This is a genomic window from Elioraea sp., assembly GCF_022842375.1.
Lineage (GTDB): Bacteria > Pseudomonadota > Alphaproteobacteria > Acetobacterales > Acetobacteraceae > Elioraea_A.
Genome location: NZ_JALHPR010000009.1, coordinates 107,316 through 132,774 on the forward strand (window position 1 = coordinate 107,316; position 25,459 = coordinate 132,774).

29 protein-coding genes and 1 tRNA gene are annotated in these 25,459 nt (G+C 69.7%); 3 read left to right on the top strand and 27 right to left on the bottom strand.

Annotated elements, in window-relative coordinates; genetic code table 11:
• The first annotated feature begins 17 nt into the window (after window positions 1-17).
• Window positions 18-1,034, top strand: a complete 1,017-nt coding sequence (locus Q0C38_RS10335) for an Ldh family oxidoreductase (protein ID WP_291297002.1) — start codon at window positions 18-20, stop codon at window positions 1,032-1,034.
• Here Q0C38_RS10335 and phoB read toward each other — a convergent pair.
• From phoB to Q0C38_RS10405, 14 genes are all read right to left on the bottom strand, one after another.
• Window positions 1,031-1,729, bottom strand: a complete 699-nt coding sequence (gene phoB, locus Q0C38_RS10340; protein ID WP_291297044.1) for a phosphate regulon transcriptional regulator PhoB — start codon at window positions 1,727-1,729, stop codon at window positions 1,031-1,033. The genes Q0C38_RS10335 and phoB overlap by 4 nt on opposite strands.
• A 34-nt stretch (window positions 1,730-1,763) precedes the next feature.
• Entirely contained in the window at window positions 1,764-2,489 is a 726-nt protein-coding gene (gene phoU, locus Q0C38_RS10345) for a phosphate signaling complex protein PhoU (RefSeq protein WP_291297003.1), read from the bottom strand.
• A gap of 25 nt (window positions 2,490-2,514) precedes the next feature.
• Entirely contained in the window at window positions 2,515-3,363 is an 849-nt protein-coding gene (gene pstB, locus Q0C38_RS10350) for a phosphate ABC transporter ATP-binding protein PstB (RefSeq protein ID WP_291297004.1), read from the bottom strand.
• Between the two features lie 8 nt (window positions 3,364-3,371).
• Window positions 3,372-4,268 (bottom strand): phosphate ABC transporter permease PstA, encoded by an 897-nt coding sequence (gene pstA / locus Q0C38_RS10355; protein ID WP_291297005.1) that lies wholly within the window; start codon window positions 4,266-4,268, stop codon window positions 3,372-3,374.
• Between the two features lie 30 nt (window positions 4,269-4,298).
• A complete protein-coding gene (gene pstC, locus Q0C38_RS10360; RefSeq protein ID WP_291297006.1) occupies window positions 4,299-5,288 on the bottom strand; it encodes a phosphate ABC transporter permease subunit PstC in 990 nt (329 codons plus the stop codon).
• A 125-nt stretch (window positions 5,289-5,413) separates the two neighbouring features.
• Window positions 5,414-6,469: a phosphate ABC transporter substrate-binding protein PstS gene (gene pstS, locus Q0C38_RS10365; RefSeq protein ID WP_291297007.1), complete on the bottom strand. Its 1,056-nt coding sequence runs from the start codon at window positions 6,467-6,469 to the stop codon at window positions 5,414-5,416.
• Window positions 6,470-6,772: 303 nt separating this feature from the next.
• A tRNA-Pro gene (locus Q0C38_RS10370) sits at window positions 6,773-6,849 on the bottom strand.
• 70 nt (window positions 6,850-6,919) lie between these two features.
• On the bottom strand, window positions 6,920-7,483 hold the full coding sequence (locus tag Q0C38_RS10375) for a MerR family transcriptional regulator (RefSeq protein WP_291297008.1): 564 nt from the start codon (window positions 7,481-7,483) through the stop codon (window positions 6,920-6,922).
• Entirely contained in the window at window positions 7,480-7,797 is a 318-nt protein-coding gene (locus Q0C38_RS10380) for an integration host factor subunit alpha (protein WP_291297009.1), read from the bottom strand. The genes Q0C38_RS10375 and Q0C38_RS10380 overlap by 4 nt, the downstream gene beginning before the upstream one ends.
• A gap of 135 nt (window positions 7,798-7,932) precedes the next feature.
• On the bottom strand, window positions 7,933-8,955 hold the full coding sequence (locus Q0C38_RS10385) for a beta-ketoacyl-ACP synthase III (RefSeq protein ID WP_291297010.1): 1,023 nt from the start codon (window positions 8,953-8,955) through the stop codon (window positions 7,933-7,935).
• A 14-nt stretch (window positions 8,956-8,969) separates the two neighbouring features.
• On the bottom strand, window positions 8,970-10,055 hold the full coding sequence (gene plsX, locus Q0C38_RS10390; RefSeq protein WP_291297011.1) for a phosphate acyltransferase PlsX: 1,086 nt from the start codon (window positions 10,053-10,055) through the stop codon (window positions 8,970-8,972).
• A 97-nt stretch (window positions 10,056-10,152) separates the two neighbouring features.
• Window positions 10,153-10,356: a 50S ribosomal protein L32 gene (rpmF, locus tag Q0C38_RS10395; RefSeq protein WP_291297012.1), complete on the bottom strand. Its 204-nt coding sequence runs from the start codon at window positions 10,354-10,356 to the stop codon at window positions 10,153-10,155.
• A 123-nt stretch (window positions 10,357-10,479) separates the two neighbouring features.
• Window positions 10,480-10,947, bottom strand: a complete 468-nt coding sequence (locus Q0C38_RS10400) for a DUF177 domain-containing protein (RefSeq protein ID WP_291297013.1) — start codon at window positions 10,945-10,947, stop codon at window positions 10,480-10,482.
• Window positions 10,944-11,492: a ubiquinol-cytochrome C chaperone family protein gene (locus Q0C38_RS10405; RefSeq protein ID WP_291297014.1), complete on the bottom strand. Its 549-nt coding sequence runs from the start codon at window positions 11,490-11,492 to the stop codon at window positions 10,944-10,946. Before Q0C38_RS10405 ends, Q0C38_RS10400 begins: the two co-directional genes overlap by 4 nt.
• A 298-nt stretch (window positions 11,493-11,790) precedes the next feature.
• On the opposite strand from Q0C38_RS10405, the gene Q0C38_RS10410 reads away from it, so the two are divergent.
• Entirely contained in the window at window positions 11,791-12,297 is a 507-nt protein-coding gene (locus Q0C38_RS10410) for an outer membrane protein assembly factor BamE (protein WP_291297015.1), read from the top strand.
• Window positions 12,298-12,367: 70 nt separating this feature from the next.
• Here Q0C38_RS10410 and Q0C38_RS10415 read toward each other — a convergent pair whose 3' ends face one another.
• The 13 genes from Q0C38_RS10415 to Q0C38_RS10475 all read right to left on the bottom strand — a co-directional run bounded on the left by Q0C38_RS10415 (window position 12,368) and on the right by Q0C38_RS10475 (window position 24,086).
• Window positions 12,368-14,440, bottom strand: a complete 2,073-nt coding sequence (locus Q0C38_RS10415; protein WP_291297016.1) for a sodium-translocating pyrophosphatase — start codon at window positions 14,438-14,440, stop codon at window positions 12,368-12,370.
• A gap of 164 nt (window positions 14,441-14,604) precedes the next feature.
• Complete coding sequence (locus Q0C38_RS10420; RefSeq protein WP_291297017.1) at window positions 14,605-15,795, bottom strand: MFS transporter; 1,191 nt, start codon at window positions 15,793-15,795, stop codon at window positions 14,605-14,607.
• Window positions 15,796-15,805: 10 nt separating this feature from the next.
• Complete coding sequence (thiL, locus tag Q0C38_RS10425; protein WP_291297018.1) at window positions 15,806-16,795, bottom strand: thiamine-phosphate kinase; 990 nt, start codon at window positions 16,793-16,795, stop codon at window positions 15,806-15,808.
• Window positions 16,792-17,346, bottom strand: coding sequence for a transcription antitermination factor NusB (nusB, locus tag Q0C38_RS10430; RefSeq protein WP_291297019.1), 555 nt, complete (start codon window positions 17,344-17,346; stop codon window positions 16,792-16,794). Before nusB ends, thiL begins: the two co-directional genes overlap by 4 nt.
• Window positions 17,343-17,798 (bottom strand): 6,7-dimethyl-8-ribityllumazine synthase, encoded by a 456-nt coding sequence (ribH, locus tag Q0C38_RS10435; RefSeq protein ID WP_291297020.1) that lies wholly within the window; start codon window positions 17,796-17,798, stop codon window positions 17,343-17,345. The genes nusB and ribH overlap by 4 nt, the downstream gene beginning before the upstream one ends.
• 3 nt (window positions 17,799-17,801) lie before the next feature.
• Complete coding sequence (gene ribB / locus Q0C38_RS10440) at window positions 17,802-18,938, bottom strand: 3,4-dihydroxy-2-butanone-4-phosphate synthase (RefSeq protein ID WP_291297021.1); 1,137 nt, start codon at window positions 18,936-18,938, stop codon at window positions 17,802-17,804.
• Entirely contained in the window at window positions 18,938-19,564 is a 627-nt protein-coding gene (locus tag Q0C38_RS10445; protein ID WP_291297022.1) for a riboflavin synthase, read from the bottom strand. The genes ribB and Q0C38_RS10445 overlap by 1 nt, the downstream gene beginning before the upstream one ends.
• 5 nt (window positions 19,565-19,569) lie before the next feature.
• Window positions 19,570-20,688, bottom strand: a complete 1,119-nt coding sequence (ribD, locus tag Q0C38_RS10450; RefSeq protein ID WP_291297023.1) for a bifunctional diaminohydroxyphosphoribosylaminopyrimidine deaminase/5-amino-6-(5-phosphoribosylamino)uracil reductase RibD — start codon at window positions 20,686-20,688, stop codon at window positions 19,570-19,572.
• A gap of 9 nt (window positions 20,689-20,697) precedes the next feature.
• Window positions 20,698-21,174 carry a transcriptional regulator NrdR gene (nrdR, locus tag Q0C38_RS10455; RefSeq protein ID WP_291297024.1) on the bottom strand — a complete coding sequence of 159 codons (477 nt, stop codon included), beginning with the start codon at window positions 21,172-21,174 and terminating at the stop codon, window positions 20,698-20,700.
• A 6-nt stretch (window positions 21,175-21,180) separates the two neighbouring features.
• Complete coding sequence (gene glyA, locus Q0C38_RS10460; RefSeq protein ID WP_291297025.1) at window positions 21,181-22,482, bottom strand: serine hydroxymethyltransferase; 1,302 nt, start codon at window positions 22,480-22,482, stop codon at window positions 21,181-21,183.
• Window positions 22,479-22,931, bottom strand: a complete 453-nt coding sequence (gene rpiB, locus Q0C38_RS10465; RefSeq protein ID WP_408870022.1) for a ribose 5-phosphate isomerase B — start codon at window positions 22,929-22,931, stop codon at window positions 22,479-22,481. The genes glyA and rpiB overlap by 4 nt, the downstream gene beginning before the upstream one ends.
• A 98-nt stretch (window positions 22,932-23,029) precedes the next feature.
• Window positions 23,030-23,851 (bottom strand): dienelactone hydrolase family protein, encoded by an 822-nt coding sequence (locus Q0C38_RS10470; RefSeq protein ID WP_291297027.1) that lies wholly within the window; start codon window positions 23,849-23,851, stop codon window positions 23,030-23,032.
• Between the two features lie 31 nt (window positions 23,852-23,882).
• The gene (locus Q0C38_RS10475; protein WP_291297028.1) at window positions 23,883-24,086 is read right to left on the bottom strand and encodes a DUF6898 family protein; all 204 of its coding nucleotides are present in this window, start codon (window positions 24,084-24,086) and stop codon (window positions 23,883-23,885) included.
• Window positions 24,087-24,123: 37 nt separating this feature from the next.
• On the opposite strand from Q0C38_RS10475, the gene Q0C38_RS10480 reads away from it, so the two are divergent.
• The gene (locus Q0C38_RS10480; RefSeq protein WP_408870023.1) at window positions 24,124-25,443 is read left to right on the top strand and encodes an O-acetylhomoserine aminocarboxypropyltransferase/cysteine synthase family protein; all 1,320 of its coding nucleotides are present in this window, start codon (window positions 24,124-24,126) and stop codon (window positions 25,441-25,443) included.
• Window positions 25,444-25,459: the final 16 nt, after the last annotated feature.

Genomic DNA, 25,459 nt, shown 5'->3' on the forward strand with positions numbered 1-25,459 from the left:
GGACGTAACCGCATACGATGGCAACCGAACGACTGACCCTCGACGCGGCCGAGAGCCTGGGCATCACCGCGCTGCGGCGGGCCGGCGCCTCGCCCGATGCTGCGTCCCACACCGCCCACATGCTCGCACTCGCCGATCTCGATGGCATCGCCAGCCACGGCCTCTCCCGCCTGCCGGCCTACGCCGCGCAGCTTCGCTCGGGCAAGATCAAGGGCAGCGCCGCGCCGGCCGTCTCGCGCCCCGCGGCGGGGACCGTCGCGGTCGATGCCGATGACGGGCTCGCCTACCCGGCGATCGCGCTTGGCCTCTCCTGGATGGCCTCCCTGCTCCCGGCCCAGGGCGTCGTCGCCTGCGGGGTGCGCAACAGCCACCACGCCGGTGCGATGGGCCTGTTCGTGGAGGACCTTGCTCGCGAGACGGCCGGCTTCGTCATCGCCTTCACCAACAGCCCCGCCGCCATCCCGCCCGCCGGCAGCGGCACGCCGCTGTTCGGCACCAACCCCATCGCCTTCGCCTGCCCCGTGCCGGGGCGTGACCCGTTGGTGATCGACCTCTCGCTCTCGGTCGTGGCGCGCGGGCGCATCATGGTCGCGGCCCAGAAGGGAGAGGCGATCCCGGAAGGCTGGGCCGTCGATGCCAGTGGCGCACCAACGACCGATGCCGCCGCTGCACTTGGCGGGGCGATGCTGCCGATCGGCGGTGCGAAGGGAGCCGCGCTGGTGCTGATGGTCGAGTTGCTGACCGCAGGCCTCACCGCCTCGAACGCGGGTTTCGAGGCGTCGTCATTCCTCGACGACAAGGGAGGGCCGCCGCGCATCGGGCAGAGTTTCATCGCGATCGCCCCAGGTGCTGTCGGCGGCAATGCCCAGGCCGTCACCGCCCGGGTGGCAGCGATCACCGCGCGGGTGCTGGAGGAGCCCGGGACCAGGCTCCCGGGCGACCGTCGGCTGGCTACGCGCGCGGCGAACCGCGCGAACGGAATCCCCTACCCGGCGGCGTTGCTCGCGACGCTGCGCGAACTCGCGGCAGGTTAGCCGGACGGCTCCGTGTCGAGCGCGTAGCCTGCCGCGCGCACGGTGCGGATCACGTCGAGCTCATCCGGGCCGTTCAGGCTTTTCCGCAGGCGGCGGATGTGGACGTCGACCGTGCGCGGCTCGACATGGATGTCGGGGCCCCACACCGCATCGAGCAGTTCCTCGCGCGAGAACACGCGGCCGGCGTGCTGCATGAAGAACTCGAGCAGGCGGAATTCGGTCGGCCCGAGATGCACCGATCGCCCCTGCCGCTGCACGCGGTGGGCGGCAAGGTCCATCGTGATGTCGTGGAACTTCAGCGTGCCCTTGGCCGGTGTCGCGCCTGAGCGGCGGAGCAGGGCGCGGATGCGCGCGAGCAGCGTCTCCATCGGGAAGGGCTTGGTGATGTAGTCATCCGCGCCGGTGTTGAGGCCGCGCACGGCATCGGCATCCTCGGCGCGTGCGGTGACCATGATCACCGGCAGGTCGCGCGTGCCCGGCTTGCGCCGGATCTGGCGGCACACCTCGATGCCCGACATCGCCGGCAGCATCCAGTCAAGCAGCACGAGATCGGGCTTCACCTCGGCGATCTTGGTAAGCGCTTCCTGACCGTCGGTCGCCTCCTCGACGCGGAAGCCCTGCTTCTCGAGGTTGTAGCGAAGCATCGTCACGAGCGGCGCCTCGTCCTCGACCACCAGGATCAGGGGCTTCATCATGCTCGCGATCGTCGCCGCTGCACTCTGCGTCGGTTCAAGGCGCACGGCCCGTCTCCCCCATGTCGGCAGAGGCGAGGGCAGAGGTGTCGCCCTTCGGCCGCATGCCCGAGGGCTCCTCGCCCACCACGGCGAAATGGATGATCTCGGCGATGTTGGTCGCATGGTCGCCGATGCGCTCGAGGTTCTTGGCGATGAACAGCAGGTGCGTGCACGGCGTGATGTTGCGCGGATCCTCCATCATGTAGGTCAGCAGCGTGCGGAACAGCGCGCTGTACATCTCGTCCACCGGCTCGTCGCGGCGCCACACCTCCATCGCCTTCGCGGCATCGTCGGTGGCGAAGGCATCGAGCGTGTCCTTCAGCATCTCCTGCACCATGCGGCTCATCCGCTCGAGCGGGCCCATCGAGACCTGCGGCGGCATCTGCGCCAGCACGATCGAACGCTTGGCGACATTGGCGGCATAGTCGCCCACCCGCTCGAGGTCGGAGGCGATGCGCATCGCCGCGACGATCAGGCGGAGGTCGGATGCGACCGGCTGGCGCAGCGCCAGCAGCTTCACCACATGGTGCGCGATGTCGCGGTCGAGCGCGTCGACCTGCGGGTCGGCCTCCACCACCCGCGAGGCGAGGCCGACATCGCGGCGAACCATGGCGTTCGTGGCCTGGGAGAGCTGGTTCTCGACCATGCCGCCCATCCGGGCGATCAGGTCGCGGAGCATGCGAAGCTCCTCCTGGTATGCCTTCACGATGTGCTCGCTCACGTCTGCGCTCCCTTCTGCCCGGCGTTCAGCTGAAGCGCCCGGTGATGTATTCCTGCGTCTTCGGGTGCTTCGGGCGGGTGAAGAGATCGGCCGCGGGTGCGACCTCGATCATCTCGCCCAGGAAGAAGAACGCCACCTGGTCGGCGCAGCGTGCAGCCTGCTGCATGTTGTGCGTGACGATCACGATGGTGAAGTCGCGCTTCAGCTCGTCGATCAGCTCCTCGATCTTCAACGTCGAGATCGGGTCGAGCGCCGAGGTCGGCTCGTCGAACAGGATCACCTCGGGCTTCACCGCGATGGTGCGCGCGATGCAGAGGCGCTGCTGCTGGCCGCCCGAGAGGCCCATGGCGTTGGTGTGCAGCCGGTCCTTCGCCTCGTCCCAGATGGCGGCGCGGCGGAGCGACCACTCGACGCGCTCGTCCATGTCGCGCTTGGACAGTTTCTCATGAAGCTTGATCCCGAAGGCGACGTTCTCATAGATCGTCATCGGGAACGGCGTCGGCTTCTGGAACACCATGCCGATGCGCGCGCGCAGGAAGTTCAGGTCGACCTTGTCGCTGATGATGTTCTCGCCATCCATCAGCACCTCGCCGGTCGCGCGCTGGCCCGGGTAGAGGCTGAACATCCGGTTCAGCACGCGCAGCAGCGTCGACTTGCCGCAGCCCGACGGGCCGATCATCCCCGTCACCTGGCGCTCGGGAAAACGCAGGTTGACCGACTTCAGCGCACGGTTGTCGCCGTAGAAGAAGTCGAGGTTCCGGCACTCGATGCGCGCGGTGTTCAACTCCTCGGTCGAGCGGGCGGTCATGCCGCCGAAGCTGCGCGTGGTGCCCGGATCGGCCACGACCGTCGCGGGCTGGCTGTCGTTGCTCATGGTCTCGCTCATTTCTTGGAAGGTTCCGTCCGGATGACGTAGCGGGCAAGGATGTTCAGCGCGAGCACGGCGATCGTGATGATCAGCGCGCCGACCCAGGCGAGCGCGATCCAGTCGTCATACGGGCTCGCGGCGTACTGGTAGATCGTGATCGGCAGGCTCGGCATCGCCTCGTTCAGGTTGGTCGACCAGTTGAGGTTGCCGAGCGAGGTGAACAGCAGCGGCGCCGTTTCGCCCGCGATCCGCGCGATCGCCAGCAGCACGCCGGTGATGATGCCCTGCATCGCCGCGCGGTAGCAGACGAAGCGGATCATCACCCACTTGGGCGAGCCGAGGCCGATGGCTGCCTCGCGCAGCGTATCGGGGATCAGCCGCAGCATGTCCTCGGTCGTGCGCACGACGACGGGGATGACGATGATCGCGAGTGCGGCGACGCCGGCCCAGCCGGAGAACCCGCCGGTGTTGATCACGATCAGCTGGTAGACGAACAGGCCGATCAGGATCGACGGCGCGGAGAGCAGGATGTCGGAGACGAACCGCACCACGTTGCCGAGCCAGGTGTTGCGCGCGTACTCGGCGAGATAGGTGCCGACGAGCAGCCCGATCGGCGCCCCGATCGCGGTGCCGAGCGCTGTCTGGATCAGCGTTCCCACCATCGCGTTGAGCAGGCCGCCATTGCTGCCCGGCGGTGCGGTGGAGAGTGTGAACACGCTGAGGTTGAACGCCGCGAAGCCACGGCCGAACAGCGTGACCAGCAGCCACGCCAGGAAGAAGAGGCCGATCGCCGTGGACACGTAGGCGAACACCGAGACCACCCGGTCGATCCGCTTGCGCCGGCGGCCGAGCGCGGAGTTCGCCTGGCGCATCGGGCGGGGAACGGTGGCGGTGGGAACTGCGTCAGCCATTGGTCATGTTCCCCTGATCGCTTTCCTGGGTCACTTCGCGAGCCGCGGCCGCAGCATGAAGCGCGATGCGGCGAGCACGATGAAGGAGATGACGAACAGGATGAAGCCGAGTGCCAGCAGCGAGGACAGCTTCAGCGATCCCTGCAACGCCTCGGGGAACTCGAGCGCGATCACAGAGGCGATCGTGTTCCCGGTGGCGAACACGGAGGGGCTGATGGCGTTCGCGTTGCCGATCACGAACGTGACCGCCATCGTCTCGCCGAGCGCACGGCCGAGGCCGAGCATGATGCCGCCGACCACCGAGCTCGATGTGTACGGGATCACGACGTTGCGCACGACCTCCCACTTGGTCGCCCCGAGGCCGTAGGCGCTCTCCTTGTAGATCGCCGGCACCTGCATGAAGACGTCGCGCATGGTCGCTGCAATGAAGGGCAGGATCATGATCGCGAGGATCAGCGCGGCGGTGAAGATGCCGATGCCGAAGGCCGGCCCGCCGAACAGGTCCTGCAGGATGGGGATGTCCATCGTCAGGTCCTGGATCGGCGGCTGCACGTAGGTCGCGATCACGGGCGCGAGCACGAACAGGCCCCACATGCCGTAGATGATCGATGGAACGGCGGCGAGCAGCTCGATCGCGATGCCGATCGGGCGCTTCAGCCACTCGGGGGCAAGCTCGGTCAGGAAGTAGGCGACGCCGAAGGCGACGGGCACCGCGAAGACGATCGCCATGATGGAGGTGACGAGCGTGCCATACACGGAGATGACGGCGCCGAACTTCTCGCGCACCGAGTCCCACTCGGTGCTGGCGAAGAAGTCGAAGCCGAACTCCCTGAAGGCGGGCCAGCCGCCGATGAACAGCAGCACGATGATGCCACCGAGCAGGGAGAGCACGAGCAGCCCCGCGCCCGTGACGATTGCCTCGAAGATCTGGTCGCCGAGCCTGGTGGACTTGCGCGCACGCCGCGCCCTTCCTCCCGCCCCCTGGCTTCCCAGCACCGCCGCGCTTGCCGCCTGCTGCATCACGATCCCCACTCCGACGCCGCCGCGCCGCATCCCCATGGACACTCACTCAAGGCAGGACCGGGTGGCGCGGCCTCGCCGCACCACCCGACAGTCACGTCACTGCACGGCGCAGCGGGACAGGCTCACGAACCGCCGCCCGTCCAGACCGCCTCGCCGTTCGGGCCCTTGATCTCGCGCGCCCAGGCCTGGCGCACCACGTTCTTCACGTTCTCGGGCAGCGGGATGTAGCCGAGCTCATCGGCCAGCTTGTCGCCCTCGGCGCCATACGCCCAGTCGAAGAACCGCATCACGTTGCGGCTCGCCGCCACGTCCGTCGGGTTCCTCGGCAGCAGGATGTAGGTTGGCGCCACGATCGGCCAGCTGTTCTCGCCCTGCTGGTCGAGCAGCGTGATCCCGAAGGTCGGGTCCGACAGCCAGTCGGCCGCGGCCGCCGAGGACTGGAACGTGTCCTCGGTCGGGTACACGAACCGGCCGGCCTTGTTGCGCAGCTGCGCCATGGCGAGGTTGTTCTGCTTGGCATAGGCATGCTCGACATAGCCGATCGAGCCACGCGTCTGGCGCACGATGCCCGCCACACCCGCGTTGCCGCGGCCACCCGTGCCGGCCTTCCAGGGAACCGAGGTGCCCTGGCCGACGCTGGTCTTGAACTCGTCGGAGACGATCGAGAGGTAACCCGCGAACTGGAACGTCGTGCCCGAGCCGTCGGCGCGGTAGACCGGCGCGATCGGCAGGTTCGGCAGCGTCAGCTCGCGGTTCAGCTCGACCAACCGCGGGTCGTTCCAGCGGCGGATCTTGCCCAGATACATGTCGGCCACGATCTCGCCGGTCAGTCGCAGCTTGCCGCTCTCGACGCCCGGAATGTTGTAGACGAGCACGATCGAGCCCAGCACCGTCGGGAACTGGAACAGGTTCGCCTGGCCCAGCCGCTCGGCGGTCAGGTTCGCGTCGGTCGCGCCGAACTGCACGGTGCGATTCGTGATCTGGTTGATGCCACCGCCGGACCCGATGGCCTGGTAGTTCAGCTTGAGGCCCGTGGGCTGCTCGGCCGCCTCGCCCCACTTCTGGTACAGCGGCGCGGGGAACGTCGCCCCTGCCCCGGTGATCTGCTGCGCAGCGGCCGTCCCGATTGTCAGGACGAGCCCGGCAGCGGCCGCGAGGGCCATGTTTCGGATGCTCACTCCACCTCTCCCTTGTCACACGTTGCCAGGGCGGCTCCCGGCCACCCCAACTCCTGGCAGGCGGCACCTTAGGTACGGCCGGAGGCATAGCCGTTTCAGTTCGATGAAGCTTTGATGACAGTCAACCCAGGCGCAGCGTGCCTTCGTACGGATCAGTCGCGCGCATGATCCACCAACAGCTTCGCTGATCGCCCGGCCGGATGCCGGCGCGGACGGAGGGGGGGCCGGATGGGTTGATATGGCGCCAGGACCCTCGCTGCCGCTGAAGGCCGGCGCGGAGAGATGCTGTGTCACTGCGGATGATGGTCGGAGCGGCCGGATTCGAACCGACGACCCCCAGTCCCCCAGACTGATGCGCTACCAGGCTGCGCTACGCTCCGACGGCGCTGTGATCGCCCAAGGGTCAGCGCGTGTCAACGCCGCGCGGCGCAGGCCGCACGCAAACAGGCCTCAGTCCCGGGGACCCGGAACGTCGATGAGCGCGCGGATCGCGCGGAGCTCGGCCAGCAGGTCCGCGAGCGCGGCGCGAAGCGCGACCTCCCGCCCCGCGCCCGCAGGCGCCTCCGCGGACGGCGGAGCGGCACGCTCGGCGCGGACGCGGACCACGGGCTTCGGCCCTCGCGGACGCTCAGGCTCCGCGCTGCCGGCCGGCATGCCAGGCAACGGCAGTTGCGGCCGCCGCACCTCAGGCTCGGCATCGGGCAGGTCGTCGAGCGGCTCCGCGCCATCCTCGCTCCCACCCTCGCGCAGCAGCCGCTGCACACCCTTGATCGTATAGCCCTGGATGTAGAGCAGATCGCTGATCCGGCGGAGCAGCTCGACATCCTCCGGCCGGTAGTAGCGCCGGCCGCCGCCGCGCTTCAGCGGCTTCAGCTGCGGGAACTTCGTCTCCCAGAAGCGCAGGACGTGCTGCGGGATGTGAAGATCGTCCGCTACCTCGCTGATCGTACGGAAGGCAGAGGCTGCCTTGCGGCCTGTCCCGCGCTGGGCCGGCGGATCGAGGTCAGTGCTCATGCATCGTCCTCATCCGGGGCGGTCAGGCCGTTGACGCGCGCCTTCAGCACCTGGCTTGGCCGGAAAACCAGCACCTTGCGAGGCAGGATCGGCACCTCGACGCCAGTCTTGGGATTGCGGCCAACCCGGCGGCCCTTCTGGCGGACGGCGAAGGTCCCGAACGACGAGATCTTCACCGGCTGGCCCGCCTCAAGCGCGCCGGCGACAAGCTCGAGAACAGTTTCAACGAGTTGTGCGGATTCGTTGCGCGACAGGCCGACCTGCTCATAGACGGCCTCGGCCAGTTGTGCGCGCGTGACCGTGGTGCCCGCCATGCGGTTCCTTCGCCGATGTGTCGTTGTCGTGACGCTAACAGCCGATTCACGGCGACGTCAAGAAAGCACACGCAGCCGAATGACGGAAGATCAGAGCTTTAGGATCGGACGCAGAAAACGCGTCGGAACCCCGCCTCAGAGACGCGCGAGGGCCGCGCCCCAGGTGAGCCCACCGCCGATCGCCTCCATCAGCACCAGCTGGCCGGGCTTCAGCCGGCCATCGGTGTGCGCTTCCCAGAGGGCCAGCGGGATCGAGGCGGCGGATGTGTTGGCGTGGCGATCGACCGTGACCACCACGCGCTCCGGCGGCAGGCCGAGCTTGCGGCCGAGCGCGTCGATGATCCGGAGATTGGCCTGGTGCGGCACCAGCCAGTCCACGTCGCCCTGGCGGAGGCCGTTGGCCGCGAGCGCCTCGTCCACCACCGCGGCGAGCTTGGAGACGGCGTGGCGGAACACCTCGCGCCCCTGCATCCGCACATGCCCGACCGTGCCCGTCAGCCCAGGGCCGCCATCGACCAGCAGGATGTCGGCGTGGCGGCCATCGGCGTGCAGGTGCGTGGAAAGCACCCGCGCCTCCCCGGCCCCGCCATGGGTGTCGACGGCGCGCAGCACCACCGCCCCTGCCCCGTCGCCGAACAGCACCGCGGTGCCGCGGTCGGTCCAGTCGAGGATGCGGCTGTTCACCTCGGCGCCGATCACGAGGATGGTGCGGGCCGCGCCCGAGCGGATCATCGCATCGGCTACCGCGAGCGCGTAGATGAAGCCGGTGCAGACCGCGGCGATGTCGAACGCGAAGCCTCGCGTGATGCCAAGCTTGGCCTGGACCGCGACGGCGGTGGCGGGATAGGTGCGATCGGGCGTGGAGGTGGCGAGAACGATCCCGTCCACCGCCTCCGCCCCGAGCCCGGCATCGGCGAGCGCACCGCGCGCCGCGGCGGCGGCCAGGTCGGAGGAGAGCTCGCCGGGCGCGGCGATGCGCCGCTCGCGGATGCCCGTCCGCTCCATGATCCACTCATGCGATGTGTCGAGGCTCGCGGCGAGATCGTCGTTCGTGACGATGCGGTCGGGAAGCGCGCCGCCGAAGCCGGCGATCCGCGAGCGCACAAGCCCTGGCGCTGCCACGACCGGAACGACGGAGGGCTCGGAGATGCTGTCCATCGTCGCCGCGACGATCAGCCGGCGAGAGCGGCGCGCTGCGCCTGCTCGCCATCGGCCGCGGTCGCCCCCGTGGCGCGGGCGGCGGCCTCCTCGCGGAGCTGGCGCAGCTCCTCGCCGATCTTCGCGTTGAACCCGTGCGTGACCATGTCCATCGCGAGGTCGATCGCATGCGCGAAGCCGAGCGCGTCGGTGCCGCCATGGCTCTTCACGACGACGCCGTTGAGACCGAGCAGCACGGCGCCGTTGTAGCGCCGCGGGTCGAGCCATTCGCGCAGGCGCTCGAGCGCCGGGCGGGCAAGGATGTAGCCAAGCCTTGCCGCGAGCGTGGAGGAGAACACCTGGCGCAGCAGGTCACGCACCAGCTTCAGCGTGCCCTCGCCCGTCTTGAGTGCGACGTTGCCGGTGAAGCCGTCGGTCACCACCACATCGACGGTACCGCCGGCGATGTCATGGCCCTCGATGAAGCCGTGGAACAGCGGCGAGACATGACTTTCGCGCAGCACCTCGGCCGCCTGGCGCACACGCTCATCGCCCTTCAGTTCCTCCGCCCCGACATTCAGCAGCCCGATCGAGGGGGTACGCAGGCCGAGCACGGTGCGGGCGAACACCTCGCCCATCACGGCGAACTCGACGAGATTGCGCGCATCGCACTGCACGTTCGCGCCGAGGTCGAGCATCACGAAATCGCCGCGCGCCGAGGGGCCGATCCCGGCCATGGCCGGGCGGTCGATGCCGGGAAGCGATTTCAACACGATCTTGGCGAGCGCCATGAGTGCGCCGGTGTTGCCGGCACTGACGACACCCTCGGCCTCGCCTGAGGCAACGGCGTCGATCGCGATGCGCATGGACGACCCGCGCAGCCTGAGTGCGGCTGTCGGCTTCATCTCGTTCGGCACGGCCTCCAACGCATGCCGGATGGTGCAGGCGGCAGCGAGCGCCGGCCTCCGTGCGAACAGGGGTGCAAGCACCGCCTCGTCGCCAATGACGAGGAAACGCGTGCCAGGATGCCGCTCGAGCGCGACGGCAAGCCCGTCGATCACCATCGCGGGGGCCTTGTCGCCCCCCATGGCGTCGATCACGAGAGGGAATGGTGCGCTCATGAACCCCCGCTTCGTGACGACCGGTCAGCCACCACCGTGGAGACCGGGATCATCAGGGCGCGGCGCCGTCGCCGCGACGCGCAGGCCAAGCCACCGCTCAGGTGCGGACGATGACCTTCAGCTTGTCACCCGCTGGCGCGACCTCGCGGCCGTCATAGTAGCCGCAGGACCCGCACACGTGATGCGGGCGCTTGAGCTCGCCGCAGTTCGGGCACTCGCCGTTGGCCTCGGTGCTCAAGGCCTCGTGCGAACGGCGCATGTTGCGCCGTGAGGGGGACGTCTTCCGCTTGGGAACCGCCATGATGGGGGCCTTGCTCTGTCACAGATTGGAAACGATGCAGGCAGCGTGACTACCAGAGGCCCTCTGCCGCGTAAAGTTACATATGTCTCAGCGGGTTCAGCCGCGCTTTGCGTTGGAAGCAGCTCAGCCATCCACAACGGGCGGTAGTGAAGCGCCCGGAGCCCGCGGCCACGGGTCAAGCGCCACCGCGAGCGTCTGTGCCAGGTATTCGCCAAGGTCGAAGCCCGGGCCTTCGTAGGGTTCGTCATCCTCGCCCTCCGGCGCGACCGAGAGCTCCACCCCCGGCGCAGCCCGCTCGGCCGGGACGAAGACGGCGGCGATGCGCTCGTCGATCACCTCGTCAAGCGGCTCGAGGGTGACGACGCAGAGCCGCCCGAGCGTGGCGCGAAGCCTGCCGCGCAGCACGACCTGGCCCTTTGCGCGTGGCTTCAGCGTCACCTCCGCGTCGAAATCCCGCACCGCCTCGAGGCCCAGGCGCTGGGCCAGTGCCGCGGCCTCGGCCGGCGTGGCGGTGACGTGCCTGGTCTCGCCCGCAGGCTTCAGCGCCGCGACGACGATCGGCCTGGACAGTTCCGGCTTCGGGACGCTCACCCGAGCAGGGCCGCTGCCGGAAGCAGCCGCACCTGCCCGGCGATGAGGGTGGCGAAGTCCTGGCCGGCCAGGTCGTCCCGCTGGCGGCGGATGGCGGTGGCAAGCCGCGCCGCCCCGGGCGGCGGCGCATCGACCCGCCAGACGTTCCGGCCAAGCGCCTCGGCCAATGCCCCGACCTCGGGGCTGTCGACGGCGGCGGCATAGACCTGCGCGCGGCCGTTGAACGCCTCCCACATCACCTTCACCTTCCTGCCGACGGAAAGGTCACCCACCCCCATCTCGCGCAGGTTCTGGTCCATGTCGGCGAACATCGCGTCGAACACCGCCTGGGCCAGCACCGGGCCTTCGGGCACGGGTTCGCTCCGGGCCCGGTCGACCAGCAGGAAGACGAAGAGCGACACCATGTCGAATCGTCCATCCAGCGTGTCGGGCACGCCGAGCTCGGCATACCAGAGGGGATCGCGGGCGGTGGCCACGGCGGCGCCGTAGAGCAGGTAGGCCTCGCGCTCGAAGCGCCGGCGGCGGAACAGTGAAGCGAGCGGCATGAGGCGCTGTTGTCCTTGGTTGGCGTCCCTGGTTGCGTCCTGGGGGGGGTCCTGGGCTGGCGTCCTGGGCTGGCGTCCTTGGGGGGGTGGCGTTCTTCGGGGCATCCCTGGACAGCGCCCCAGCGGCGGGATGCCGGCAGTACGCTTCCCCGGGCTGGGAGCCGGGCTTGGAGTGTGCCACCGCCATGTTGACAGCAGAGGCACCGATATGACACCGACAGAGATGGCACGGCGGGGCCGGGCGTCAATCCACACCGGATGCGTGACCTGCTCACGGCCCCCTGCCCCGGAAACGACCATGACCGCACGCCAGGCACGATCCCCTTGGGCTACCCTCCTCCTGGCCGGCACGCTTGCCGCCGCCGCGCTCACGCCCGGCTGCGGCGTCATCGACGCCTCGGTCGACACGCGCGGCAATAGGGTCGACCAGGAAATGCTCTCCAACCTCGTACCCGGGGTGCAGACGAGGAGCGATGTCTCCGCCCTGCTCGGCAGCCCGACGGCGACGAACGTGTTCGGCGAGGAGAGCTGGTTCTACATCGGCGGGGTGACGCAGAACCGCATCGGCCGGAAGGACGCGCTGATCGACCAGGAGGTCGTCGCCGTCAGGTTCGACCAGCGCGGCGTCGTGCAGCGGATCGACGTGATCACGATGGCCGATGCAACCCGGGTCCAGCCTGTCGACCGGGTGACGCCGACGCCGGGCAACGACGTGAGCTTCCTCGGCATGCTGCTCGGCAATATCGGGCGGTTCTCACCGGGCGGTGCCGCAAGCCGCCAGGGGCCTGGCGCGCCCGGCCTCTGAGACCTGGGCCAATTGAAAAAGGGCCGGCGGATCGCTCCGCCGGCCCTTTTGCATTGATGGCTCTTCGGCGTCAGCCGAAGAACTTCGAGAGAATCGCCAGCATCAGGATCGCCACGATGTTGATGATCTTGATCATCGGGTTCACCGCGGGGCCGGCCGTGTCCTTGTAGGGGTCGCCCACAGTGTCGCCGGTCACGGCGGCCTTGTGCGCCTCCGATCCCTTGCCGCCGTGCAGCCCCGTCTCGATCAGCTTCTTGGCGTTGTCCCAGGCACCGCCGCCGGCCGTCATCGAGATCGCGACGAACAGGCCGGTGACGATCGTGCCGAGCAGCATCGCACCGAGCGAAGCGAACGCAGCCGCCTTGCCGGCGATCACCGCGATCACGACCCAGAGCACCACGGGTGCGAGAACCGGCAGCATCGAGGGGATGATCATCTCCTTGATCGCAGCCTTGGTCAGCATGTCCACCGCCCGGCCGTAATCGGGCTTGGCGGTACCTTCCATGATGCCGGGGATCTCGCGGAACTGGCGGCGCACCTCGACCACCACGCTGCCCGCCGCGCGGCCGACCGCCGTCATGCCCATCGCGCCGAACAGGTAGGGCAGCATGCCGCCCATGAAGAGGCCGATCACGACATAGGGGTCGGCCAGGCTGAACTCGACCGGCACATTCGGGAAGTAGTGCTTCAGGTCCTCGATATAGGCCGCGAACAGCACCACCGCCGCGAGGCCGGCGGACCCGATCGCGTAGCCCTTCGTCACTGCCTTGGTGGTGTTGCCGACGGCGTCGAGCGCATCGGTCGTGACGCGCACGTCCTTCGGCAGTTCCGCCATCTCCGCGATGCCGCCGGCATTGTCGGTCACCGGGCCGTACGCGTCGAGCGCGACGACGATGCCGGCGAGTGCCAGCATCGTGGTCGCGGCGATGGCGATGCCGTAGACGCCCGCGGTCAGGAACGACACCAGGATGCCGATGCAGATGATGACGACGGGGGCGGCCGTCGCCTCCATGCTCATCGCCAGGCCCTGGATCACGTTCGTGCCGTGGCCGGTGGTCGAGGCGTTGGCGATCGAGATGACGGGGCGATACTCGGTTGCGGTGTAGTACTCCGTCACCCACACGATCGCGGCCGTCACGCCCAAGCCCACGAGCGCGCAGATGAAGAGGCCGAAGCCGGAGAACGGCGCGCCCTCGATCCGGCCTAGGCCGGCGTACAGCGCGATGACGAGGAAGATCAGCGCAGCCGAGATCGCGCCGGTAGCGATCAGCCCCTTGTAGAGCGCCTTCATGATCGCGTTCGAGGCATCGAGCTTCACGAAGAACGTGCCAACGACCGAGGCCGCGATGCACACGCCGCAGATCAGGAGCGGCAGCATCATCAGCGTCGCCTGCGCAGCACCGGTGAAGAAGATCGCGCCGAGCAGCATGGTGGCGACGATCGTCACCGCATAGGTCTCGAACAGGTCGGCCGCCATGCCGGCGCAGTCGCCAACGTTGTCGCCCACGTTGTCGGCGATCACGGCGGGGTTGCGGGGATCATCCTCGGGGATGCCGGCCTCGACCTTGCCGACGAGGTCGGCGCCCACGTCGGCGCCCTTGGTGAAGATGCCACCGCCGAGGCGGGCGAAGATGGAGATCAGGCTCGCGCCGAACGACAGCGCCACGAGCGCCTCGAGCACCACGCGGTCACCGACGCCGGCGTTGCGCAGCACCGCCCAGTACCCGGCAACGCCGATCAGCCCGAGGCCCACCACGAGAAGGCCCGTGATCGCACCCGACTTGAAGCTGATGTCGAGCGCGGGCTGCAGGCCCTGTCGCGCGGCTTCCGCCGTGCGCACGTTGGCGCGCACCGAGACGTTCATGCCGATATAGCCCGCAACGCCCGACAGCACCGCGCCGATCACGAAGCCGATCGCCGACCAGACCGAGAGCAGTACCGCGAGCACGATGGTGACCACCACGCCGACGATCGCGATCGTCGAGTACTGGCGGTTCAGGTAGGCCTGCGCGCCCTGCTGGATGGCGGCGGCGATCTCCTGCATGCGCGCGCTGCCGGCTGGGGCGGCGAGCACCACGCGCGCGGTGTAGGCGCCGTACACGATGGCGAGGAGACCGCAGAGGATCACGAAGGCGAGGCTCATGGCGTGGTCCCGTGGCTGTTATCGGTGTTGTGCCGCCGGCATGTGCCGCGACAGTGATGAAGATGGCCGGTGCCCGAGGCCGCTGGCGCCCGCCGGTTGGCCCGGCGCTTCACGGCTCTGCGAGGCGCTTCGTGCTATGCCAGACAACAAACGACCACGCAATGTCAGCCCGGCTGGACAGCGTTGCGCCGGCGTGCGTGCCAGCCAAGCGCGAGGAGGGCCACAGCGACCGGCGGCAGGATGGCGATGTTCAGCACCGCCCAGCCCACCAGGTGATGCACCACCCCCGCACCCACCGCCGTCAGCGTCACCGAGCCGAACACGATCATGTCGTTCAGCGCCTGGGCGCGCACGCGCTCGCCCGGCGCGACGGCGGTGGTGAGCATCGTCGTGGCGCCCACGAACATGAAGTTCCACCCCACCCCGAGCAGCACCAGCGCCACCATGAAATGGCCGAATTCTGAGCCCTGGAGGGCGACGATGGCGCAGCCGGCCGTCAGCATCGCCCCCGTGGCGATGACGCGGGCAACGCCCACGCGCGCGATGATGTGGCCGGTGACGAAGGAGGGCGCGAACATGGCCGCTGCGTGCCACTGGATGATCGTCGCACTGTCGTTCACCCCGTAGCCGCAGAGCATCATCTCGAGCGGGGTGGCCGCCATGATGAGGTTCATCGTGTCCCACGCCACGACGCCCGAGATGACGGCGACGAGGAAGGCGGGCCTGCGGATCAGGCCGCCGAGAGAGGCCCCGCCCGCCTGGCGCGGCGGCGGGGGTGGCAGGCGCGTGAAGGCCAGCAGCAGAACGAGGACGGCCGGGATGACGGCGAAGGCGAGATAGGTGCCGGCGAACAGTACGGGCGCGAACCCGTCCTTCGTCCACTTCACGATCTCGGGTCCCGCGAAGGCGCCGAACACGCCCCCGGCCATCACGAGGCTGATCGCCTTCGGGCGATAGCTGATGTCGGCCGCCTCTGCGGCCGCGAATCGGTAGTGCATGGCCGTGCCGAAGGCGAGGCCATTGAACACCGTCGAGAGCAGGTAGAGCTGGAAATCGGCCCTCCAGAGGGCCAGGAAGGCGATCGCAGCCCCGACGAGGTGGCAGATCGCACCCGCGCTGAACCCGACGCGGCGGCCGTAGCGGCCGAACAGGAACGCGGCGGGGATGGAGGCCGCCATGGTCGCTGCCATCTGCACCGCCATCGGCAGGGTGGCGAGGGCCTTCTGCTCGGCGAGGCTGTGGCCGATCAGCGCGGCCATGGCCACCTGCCCGCTCATCGCCGCCTGGTTCAGCGACTGGCAAAGGAACAGCAGCGTGACGTTCCGCCGCTGGTCGAGGGCGCGTGGCCCGCTCATCGGGGCCCGCTCACGCCACGTGGCTCCACCCGCCGCGGGAAAACGGCATCGGCGCGCCATCGGTGCCCGTCACGTGAACCCCCTGCCCTGCCACGAAACGCCCGATCCGCCGCACCGCGACCCGCGCCCGAACCGCCGCCGCGATCACCGCATCGGCCTTCTCCTCGGGAGCAGCGAAGACGAGCTCGTAATCGTCCCCGCCCGAGAGGCAGCGCGCCAGCAGCGACGGGTCCGCCGCCACGGCCTCCTTCGCCGCCTCCGACAGCGGCACGTCGGCTGCCTCGATCTCGGCCCCCAGGCCCGCTGCGCGCGCGAGGTGGCCAACGTCCTGCACCAGCCCGTCCGACACGTCCATGCAGGCCGTGGCGATGCCGCCGAGCTCCGCACCCAGCGAGAGTCGCGGCTGCGGCAGCCGATAGCGCGCGCCGAGCGTTGCCCGCGCCCCATCCGATAGCGCGGCCAGCCGGCCGGTGAGTGCCAGGAGCCCGAGCGCGCCATCGCCGATCGTGCCGCTGACCCAGAGCGCGTCGCCCTCGCGCGCACCGTTCCGCCTGAGCGCACCGCCCTCCGCCACCGAGCCGATGATGGTGAGCGAGAGCGTGACGGGCCCGGTGGTCGAAACCGTGTCACCGCCGAGCAGGCCACAGCCGTAGAGCGCCTGGTCCTCGGCGAGCCCACGCGAGAAGGCGCCCAGCCAGGCATCGCCGGTCTCGCGGGAAAGTGCGGTCGTCATCAGGTAGCCGAGCGGGGTTGCCCCCATCGCGGCGAGGTCGGAGAGGTTCACGCGAAGCAGCTTGCGCCCGATCGTCTCCGGCGGGTCGTCAGGCAGGAAGTGGACGCCCGCGACCATCGCGTCGGCCGCCAGCACGAGGGTGCGGCCGGCAGGCGGGTCGAGCAGGGCAGCATCGTCGGACAGCGCCAGTGCACCAGGGGTGCTGGCTGCGAGCGGGCGGAAATGCCGCGCGATCAGCGCGAACTCCGCCGGCTCGGGGTCGGTCACGCCCGGCTGGCCTCGGCGGTGAACTCGCCCTCGCGCAGGGTGCGCGCGATGCGGTCGAGAACGCCGTTGGCGAAACGCGGCTCCTCGCCGGCGAAGAAGCCCTGGGCCACGTCCATGTACTCGTTGATCACCGCGCGCGCGGGCGGGCCCTTGGCGTCGAACAGTTCGGCGGCGGCGGCCCGCAGGATGGCGCGCAGCACGGGATCGAGGCGGGCGAGCGGCCAATCCTCCACCAGCGAGGCGACGACGACGCCATCGAGCGCCTCGGCGTTCACCGCGTAGCCGCGCACGATGCGTGCGAGCAGCGGCACATCCGCCCCAGGCGCGTCGCCATCCTCGACGGGGCCTGCCGAGAGCGGCTCGCCGTCCTTGCCGCCGACACGGTGGCGAACGAACTCGTCGAGCACCGTCTCGGCGCTGATGCCGCCCTGCTCTGCCTGGTAGAGCGCCTGCACGGCGGCGAGGCGTGCGGCCGTGCGCGGGCGCCCCGACGTCGCCTTGCCCGAGCCGTGCTGGCGGCCGCGGCGCTGTGGCTTGGCGGCAGTGCTCATTGCCCGAACCGGCGTGCAAGGGCCACCTGCACGAGCACGGCGTTGGCGGCCTCGACGCCCTTGTTCAGCTCATCCGCCTGCGCACGCGCCAGCGCCTGCGCCTCGTCATGCACCGTCAGCACGCCGAACGCGACTGCCGCGCCGAACTGCACCGAGAGGTCCATCAGCCCGCGGGCCGTTTCGCGGCAGATATGATCGTAGTGGTCGGTCTCGCCGCGCACGACGCAGCCGAGCGCGATGAACCCATCCCAGCGCGGGCCGCCGGAGCGCGCCATCGCGCCGATCGCAAGACGGATCGCGCCCGGCAGCTCGAACGCCCCGGCCACCTGCACGACCTCATGCGTCGCACCCGCGGCATCGAGCGTGCGCTTTACCCCCGCCAGTTGGCCGGCGGCGATCTCACGGTAGTACGGCGCCTCGACGACGAGGATGTGGGGAGCGGTCTCGGCCAAGGGTCAGGTGCCTTCGTGTGGAATGGGGCGATGCGTGACGACGGAAAGCCCGTAGCCCTCGAGGCCTACGATGTTGCGCGGGTGGTTCGTGATCAGCACCATCTCGCGCACGCCGAGGTCGAGCAGGATCTGCGCACCGACGCCGTAGTCGCGCAAGGTGGGTGCCGCGCCATCCTTCTGCCGTGCGACGCGTTCGGAGAGTGCGGTCGGCCGCGGCTCGCGGATCAGCACGACGACCCCGCGCCCCTCCTCGCCGATCATGCGCATCGCCTGGTGCAGGTCGGTGCCGCCGCCGCGGCTCGCGCGATCGCCGAGCACGTCGGTCAGCACGTTCAGCGCGTGCATCCGCACCGGCACGGGCCCGCCCGTCGTGACGTCCCCCTTCACCAGCGCGATATGCTCGGCGTACTCGACGGTGTTGGCGTAGACGAGCATGCGGAAATCGCCGCCATGTTCGCTCTCGATCACGGTTTCCGTCACGCGCGCGACCAGGCGCTCGGTGCGGCGGCGATAGGCGATCAGGTCGGCGATGGTGCCGAGCTTCAGCCCGTGATGCTGCGCGAAGGCAACGAGGTCGGGCAGGCGCGCCATCGTGCCATCGTCGTTCATCACCTCGCAGATCACACCGGCGGGGATCAGCCCGGCCATGCGGGCGATATCCACCGCAGCCTCGGTGTGGCCGGCGCGCACGAGCGTGCCGCCCTCGCGGGCCATCAGCGGGAACACGTGGCCAGGCGTGACGATGTCGGCGGGGCCGCGGGCGGGATCGATCGCGACCGCCACGGTGCGCGCCCGGTCGGCCGCCGAGATGCCGGTGGTCACACCCTCGCGCGCCTCGATCGAGACGGTGAAGGCCGTCTGGTGCCGCGTGCCGTTGGCCTGGCTCATCAGCGGCAGGCCCAGCGTCTCGACACGCTCCTGCGTCATGGCGAGGCAGATGAGCCCGCGCGCGTGGCGGGCCATGAAGTTCACCGCCGCCGCATCGGCGAACTCGGCGGGGATCACGACGTCGCCCTCGTTCTCGCGGTCCTCGTCATCGACGAGGATGAACATCCGGCCGCGGCGGGCCTCGGCGATGATTTCCTCGGTCGGCGACAGGAAATCGCGGAAATCCACCGTGAGTGCCTGGGGTGCGCCCATCAGCGATTGCCCGCGCCAGGACCTGCGGAATTGGGACTGCCCAGGATGCGTGCGACGTAGCGGGCCAGCATGTCCACCTCGAGATTGACGGGGTCGCCGGGGCGGAGCGCGCCGAAGCCCGTGACCGCCGCCGTGTGGGGGATGATGTTGACCCCGAAGCCGTCGGCGTCAACGTCGTTCACGGTCAGGCTGACCCCGTCCACCGCAACGCTGCCTTTCGCGGCGATGAAGGGAAGCAGCGCCGGCGGGGGCCGGAAACGCCATCGCACGCTGCCGCCCTCCGGCTCGGCCGAGGCGGCAACCCCGACCCCGTCGACATGGCCGGACACGAGATGCCCGCCCAACTCGTCGCCCACCTTCAGCGAGCGCTCGAGGTTCACCCGCGTTCCCGCCCGCCACCGGCCGAGGGTAGTCTTCGACAGCGTCTCGCCCGAGGCGTTGAAGGCCATCCAGCCTTCCCCCTTCTCCACCACCGTGAGGCAGCAGCCGGAACAGGCGACGGACGCGCCGATCTCGATCGCGGCCGTGTTCCAGGCCGTCGCAATCTCGATGCGAAGGTCGGTCGCGGTGCCGGCTGGGAGGATGGCGCGCACCGTGCCGAGATCGCTGACGAGACCGGTGAACATCGGGGTCACTCCTCGCGCACGAGATGAAGCAGCACATCGTCCCCGTGCTCGGTCAGGGCAATGCGCCGGAAGCGTGGCATCGCGGCGATGCCGGGGATCGCAAGCGCGCCGACGGCCGGCACCGCATCGGCACCCAGCAGCGCAGGCGCGCCGAACCAGGCGAGCCGGTCGACCAGCCCAGCGGCCAGCAGCGAGGCGGCGATCGTGCCGCCTCCCTCGACCAGGAGGCGGGTGATGCCGCGCGCGCCGAGCGTGCGCAAGCCCTCCGCCATGTCGGGCTGGCCTGTCGCACGGTCAGGAGCGACCGCGATGACGGTGCAGCCGGCCTCGGCCAGCGCACTGATGCGCCCCTGGTCGTTGCCTGGCAGCGTCAGGACCCAGGTTGGCGTCTCGCGCGCCGTGGCAACCAGGACGGAAGTGAGCGGCAGGCGCAGCCTGCCATCGGCCACCACCCGCACGGGGCCGGGACGGCCGGGCGGAACGACGCCGGGGAGCCTGACGGTCAGCGCAGGATCGTCGGAGGTGGCCGTGCTGGCGCCGACGAGGATGGCATCATGCGTAGCGCGCAGCATGTGCGCGAGGCGGCGGGAGGGGGCCCCTGTGATCCATCGGCTCTCGCCCCCTGCCGCTGCGATGCGGCCATCGAGCGTGGCGGCGAGCTTCAGCGTCACCATCGGCCTTCCCGCCCTGATGCGCGAGACGAACCCCTGGTTCACCGCTTGCGCCTCTGCCTCGGCGACCCCTTCGGTGACATCGATGCCGGCAGCGAGCAGGCGCGACACCCCCTCGCCGTTCACGCGTGGATCGGGGTCGCGCATCGCGATGACGGCGCGCGCGATGCCGGCGGCGATCATCGCATCGGTGCAGGGCGGCGTGCGGCCCCAGTGGCAGCAGGGCTCGAGCGTGACGTAGGCCGTCGCCCCCCGCGCCTTCTCCCCTGCCCGCCCCAGCGCTTCGGTCTCGGCATGCGGGCGGCCGCCAGGCTGCGTCCAGCCACGGCCGACCACCACGCCATCCTTCACGATCACGCAGCCGACGGCAGGGTTCGGCCAGACATTGCCCAGGCCGCGCCGCGCAAGCGTCAGCGCTGCCCGCATCCAGGCAAGGTCATCCGCCACGGCCATCAGGGGTGGTCAGCTCTTGCCGCTGCCGCGCGGGCGGTCACCGCCGAGCGTCTCGACGAAGGCCTCGAAATCCTTCGCCTCGCGGAAGTTGCGATACACCGAGGCGAAGCGGACATAGCCGACCGGGTCGACCTCGCGCAGCGTATCCATCACCATCTCGCCGATCGCCTTCGACGGGATCTCGCTCTCGCCCGAGCTCTCGAGCTGGCGCTGCACCCCGTTGACGATGCGCTCGATCCGGTCCTCGTCCACCGGGCGCTTCCTCAGCGCGATGCGGATCGACCGCGCGAGCTTGTCGCGGTCGAACGCCACGCGGCGGCCGTCGGATTTCACCACCGCGAGCTCACGCAGCTGCACGCGCTCGACCGTGGTGAAGCGCTGCCCGCAGGAGGGGCAGGAGCGGCGGCGGCGGATGGCGGTGCCGTCCTCGGTCGGACGGCTGTCCTTCACCTGCGTGTCTTCATGGCCGCAGAAGGGGCAGCGCATTGCCGGTCAGTCCCGGTAGATCGGGTAGCGGGCACAGAGCGCCTTCACACGCTCCGCCACCGCTGCCTCGACGGCTGCGTTGTCGCCATTGTTGCTGCGCGAGAGGCCATCCAGCACCTCGCCGATCATCCGCCCGACCTCGCGGAACTCGGCGACACCGAAGCCGCGCGTCGTCGCGGCCGGGGAGCCGAGGCGGATGCCCGATGTCACCATCGGCTTGGCAGGATCGAACGGGATGGCGTTCTTGTTGCAAGTGATGTGCGCGCGCTCGAGGCTCGCTTCCGCTGCCTTGCCGGTGAGGTTCTTGGGCCGGAGATCGACCAGCATCAGGTGGCAATCGGTGCCGCCCGTCACCACGCCGAAGCCCTGCGCGAGCAACTCGTCCGACAGCGCGCGGGCATTCTCGACCACGGCCTTGGCATAGGTGCGGAAGCCTGGGGTGAGCGCCTCGCCGAAGGCCACCGCCTTGGCGGCGATGACATGCATCAGCGGCCCGCCCTGCAGGCCGGGGAACACGGCGGAGTTGATCTTCTTCCCCAGTGCCTCGTCGTTGGAGAGGATCATCCCGCCGCGGGGGCCGCGGAGCGTCTTGTGGGTGGTGGTGGTTACCACGTGCGCGTGCGGCAGCGGGGTGGGGTAGACGCCAGCGGCAACGAGGCCGGCGTAGTGCGCCATGTCGACGAGAAGGATTGCCCCGACCTCGTCGGCGATCGCACGGAATGCCGCGAAATCAAGGGCCCGCGGGATGGCGCTGCCGCCGGCGATGATCATCCGCGGCTTGTGCTCACGGGCCAGCGCCGCGACCTGGTCCATGTCGACCAGGCTGTCCTCGCGGCGCACGCCGTAGGTGACGGGCTTGAACCACTTGCCCGAGAGGTTCACCGCGGCCCCATGCGTCAGGTGCCCGCCGGCGGCGAGGTCCATGCCGAGGATCGTGTCGCCGGGCTGAAGCAGGGCAAGGAACACCGCCTGGTTCGCCTGCGCGCCCGAATGCGGCTGCACGTTGGCGTATGAGCAGTCGAACAGCTTGCAGGCGCGCTCGATCGCCAGCACCTCGGCCTTGTCCACCTCGACGCAGCCGCCGTAGTAGCGCCGGCCGGGATAGCCCTCGGCGTACTTGTTCGTCATCACCGAGCCCTGGGCCTGCATCACGGCGCGGGAGACGATGTTCTCCGACGCGATGAGCTCGATCCCGTCCTGCTGGCGGATGAGCTCCGCCCCGATGGCCGCGGCGATGGCGGGATCGGTGTCGGCGAGCGGGGCGTTGAAGAAGCGGTCGAGCGTTGTGGCTGGCGTCGCGATGTTCATCGGACAGGCTCCGTGACGGCTGAGAGCTTGGCGACGCGCCTGACATGGCGGCCGCCATCGAAGGGGGTGTCGAGGAAGGCGCGGAGCGCATCGAGCGCAGGCTCCAGCCCCGTCATGCGCGCGCCGAGCGCGAGCACGTTCGCATCATTGTGGGCACGGGTGAGCCGCGCGCCAGTCGCGTCATGCACCAGGGCGCAGCGGATGGCCGGGTTGCGGTTCGCCGCCATCGACATGCCGATGCCGGTGCCGCAGACGAGCACCCCGAACCGCGCCCGGCCGGAGGCGACGGCCTCGCACACCAGGGCGGCGAAATCGGGATAGTCGACGCTCTCGGTGCCCTGCGTGCCGAAATCGTGCACGTCATGGCCCAGGGCGCGCGCGGCATCCGCCAGCGCGTCCTTGAGCTGGACGCCGCCATGATCGGCGCCGAAGGCGATGCTGTGGGCCACCTGCATGTCCGCTCGGTCACGCCCGGACCGTCCGGGCGGAGGGGAGGCATACCACGGGCTGCGGTCAGTGCGGAAGGGAACCCCAAAGTGATGGTGGATCAGCGGGGTAGGGTCGCCGCAAGGAAGGCGGGCACGCGGGCGAGCGCATCCTCCCGCGCCGCCGGGTCAGTGCCGGCATGCACGCGGCCCGACCCATCGGCCGAGAAGGCGCGGCCCGAAAGGGCGCGAACGGGCGAGTTCGGGGCATCGAAACCATGATGGGCGCCGCGATAGGCGCGGTAGGTGATGGCTGGGTGGGCAGCGGCGAGTGCCGCGCAGGGGGCGGCTGGCGTCCAGTCATCCGCCTCGCCGATCAGCAGCAGCATGGGCGAGGCAGGCCGCCAGCCGCGCTTGCGCAGGATAGGCGAACACCCCGGGTAGAGTGCGACGAACGCAGCGAACCCCGGCGCATCGGCGGTGTGCACCACGGTGGAGCCGCCGTTGGAGAAGCCCATCAGCGCGATCGCGCCTGCCCGCACATCGGGGCGCGCGGCAAGCCAGGCGCGCACGCCGAGCGCATCGGCACGCCGCTCGCGCCCCGGCAGGACGGCACGGTTGCTCACCGTGCATTGCTGGCCGAGGCCGCGCGAGCCGTAGCTGTCGGGGGCGACGACGAGGTATCCGTCAGCGGCAAGGCGTGAGGCCCAGTCGGCATCGCGCGGCATCATCGCGCCCTGGCGATCGTCACGCCCGCCGCAGCCATGCAGCAGGATGATCGCGGGGTGGGGCCCCGGCCCATCGGGGCGGAACACCAGCGCGTCGAGGGCCGTGCCGTCGGCTGACGGGATGGCGGCGCGCTCGGGCGTCGCGGCACCGGCCGGCGGCGCTGAGAGAAGGGTCAGGGCAGCGAGGAGGATCGGGGCGGCAGGGATGGCGCGCATGACCGAACATGCCACGGGCGCCAGCCCCGGGTCAGCGCCCCGCGAGCCGCCGCTTCAGTTTGCCGATCGCTGCCTGGCGCACCGAACCGGGGTTGTTGGCAGGCCCGATCGCCACCGCCTCCTCGCCCGAGCGGGGGTCGACCGCGGCGATCTTCAGCCATGCCCCGAGCCGTCGCTCCTCGATCAGCACCTCGGGGAGCGCCTCGCCATGGTCGCGCGTTGCGACGTGTGCCATCGTCTGCTCCATCCAACCCGAAAAGGGAGACACGCCAATGTCGGACCAGAAGATGACCAATCCGGAAACGATCGCACTGCACGCCGGCTGGCGCAGCGACCCCTCGACCGGCTCCGTCGCGGTGCCGATCCACCAGACGACGAGCTTCCAGTTCGACAGCACCGAGCATGCCGCCGACCTGTTCGCGCTGAAGCAACTCGGCAACATCTACACCCGCATCATGAACCCGACCGTCGACGTGCTCGAGAAGCGCATCGCGGCGCTCGAGGGCGGCGTGGCGGCACTGGCGGTCGCGTCGGGCCAGGCGGCGACCACCATGTCGGTGCTCAACCTCTGCCAGGCCGGCGACAACATCGTCTCCTCGACCGACCTCTACGGCGGCACGTGGAACCTGTTCGCCAACACGTTCAAGCAGTTCGGCATCGAGGTCCGCTTCGTCGACCCCGAGAACCCCGATAACTTCGCCGCGGCGACGGATGCGAAGACGCGCTGCTACTACGCCGAGACGCTGCCGAACCCGAAGCTGCAGGTGTTCCCGATCGCCGAGGTTGCCGCCATCGGCCGCAGGCTCGGCGTGCCGCTGATCATGGACAACACCGCGGCCCCCATCCTCTGCCGCCCGCTTGCACACGGCGCGGCGGTGGTGATGCACTCGACCACCAAGTTCATCGGCGGCCACGGCACCTCGATCGGCGGCATGATCGTCGATGGCGGCAATTTCGACTGGGAGAAGCATGGCGAGCGCTTCCCGCTGCTGACGACGCCCGACCCCTCCTACCACGGCGCGGTGTGGACGGAGGCAGTGAAGCCGCTCGGCCCGATTGCCTACATCATCCGCGCCCGCGTGGTGATGCAGCGTGACCTCGGCGCGCCGATGTCGCCGTTCAACGCGTTCCTGTTCCTCCAGGGACTCGAGACCCTGCCGCTGCGCATGGAGCGGCACTGCGCCAATGCGCTGAAGGTCGCCTCCTTCCTCGCCAACCACCCGCAGGTGACGCGGGTGATCCACCCCTCGTTGCAGGAGGGCACAGCGCGCGCGCGGGCCGATGCGCATCTGCGCGGCGGCTACGGCGCGCTGATGGGGTTCGAGCTCGCCGGCGGGGCGGAAGCGGGCAAGCGCTTCATCGATTCGCTGCGCATGATCTACCACGTGGCCAACATCGGCGATGCGCGCACGCTCGCCATCCACCCGGCGTCGACCACGCACAGCCAGCTCTCGGCGAAGGAGCAGGCGGCCACCGGCGTGACGCCAGGCTATGTGCGACTGTCCATCGGCATCGAGCATATCGACGACATCATCGGCGACCTTTCCCAGGCCCTCGATGCGGCAACGTCACGGAAGAAGGCAGCGGAGTGAGCATGACCCAGGTGAG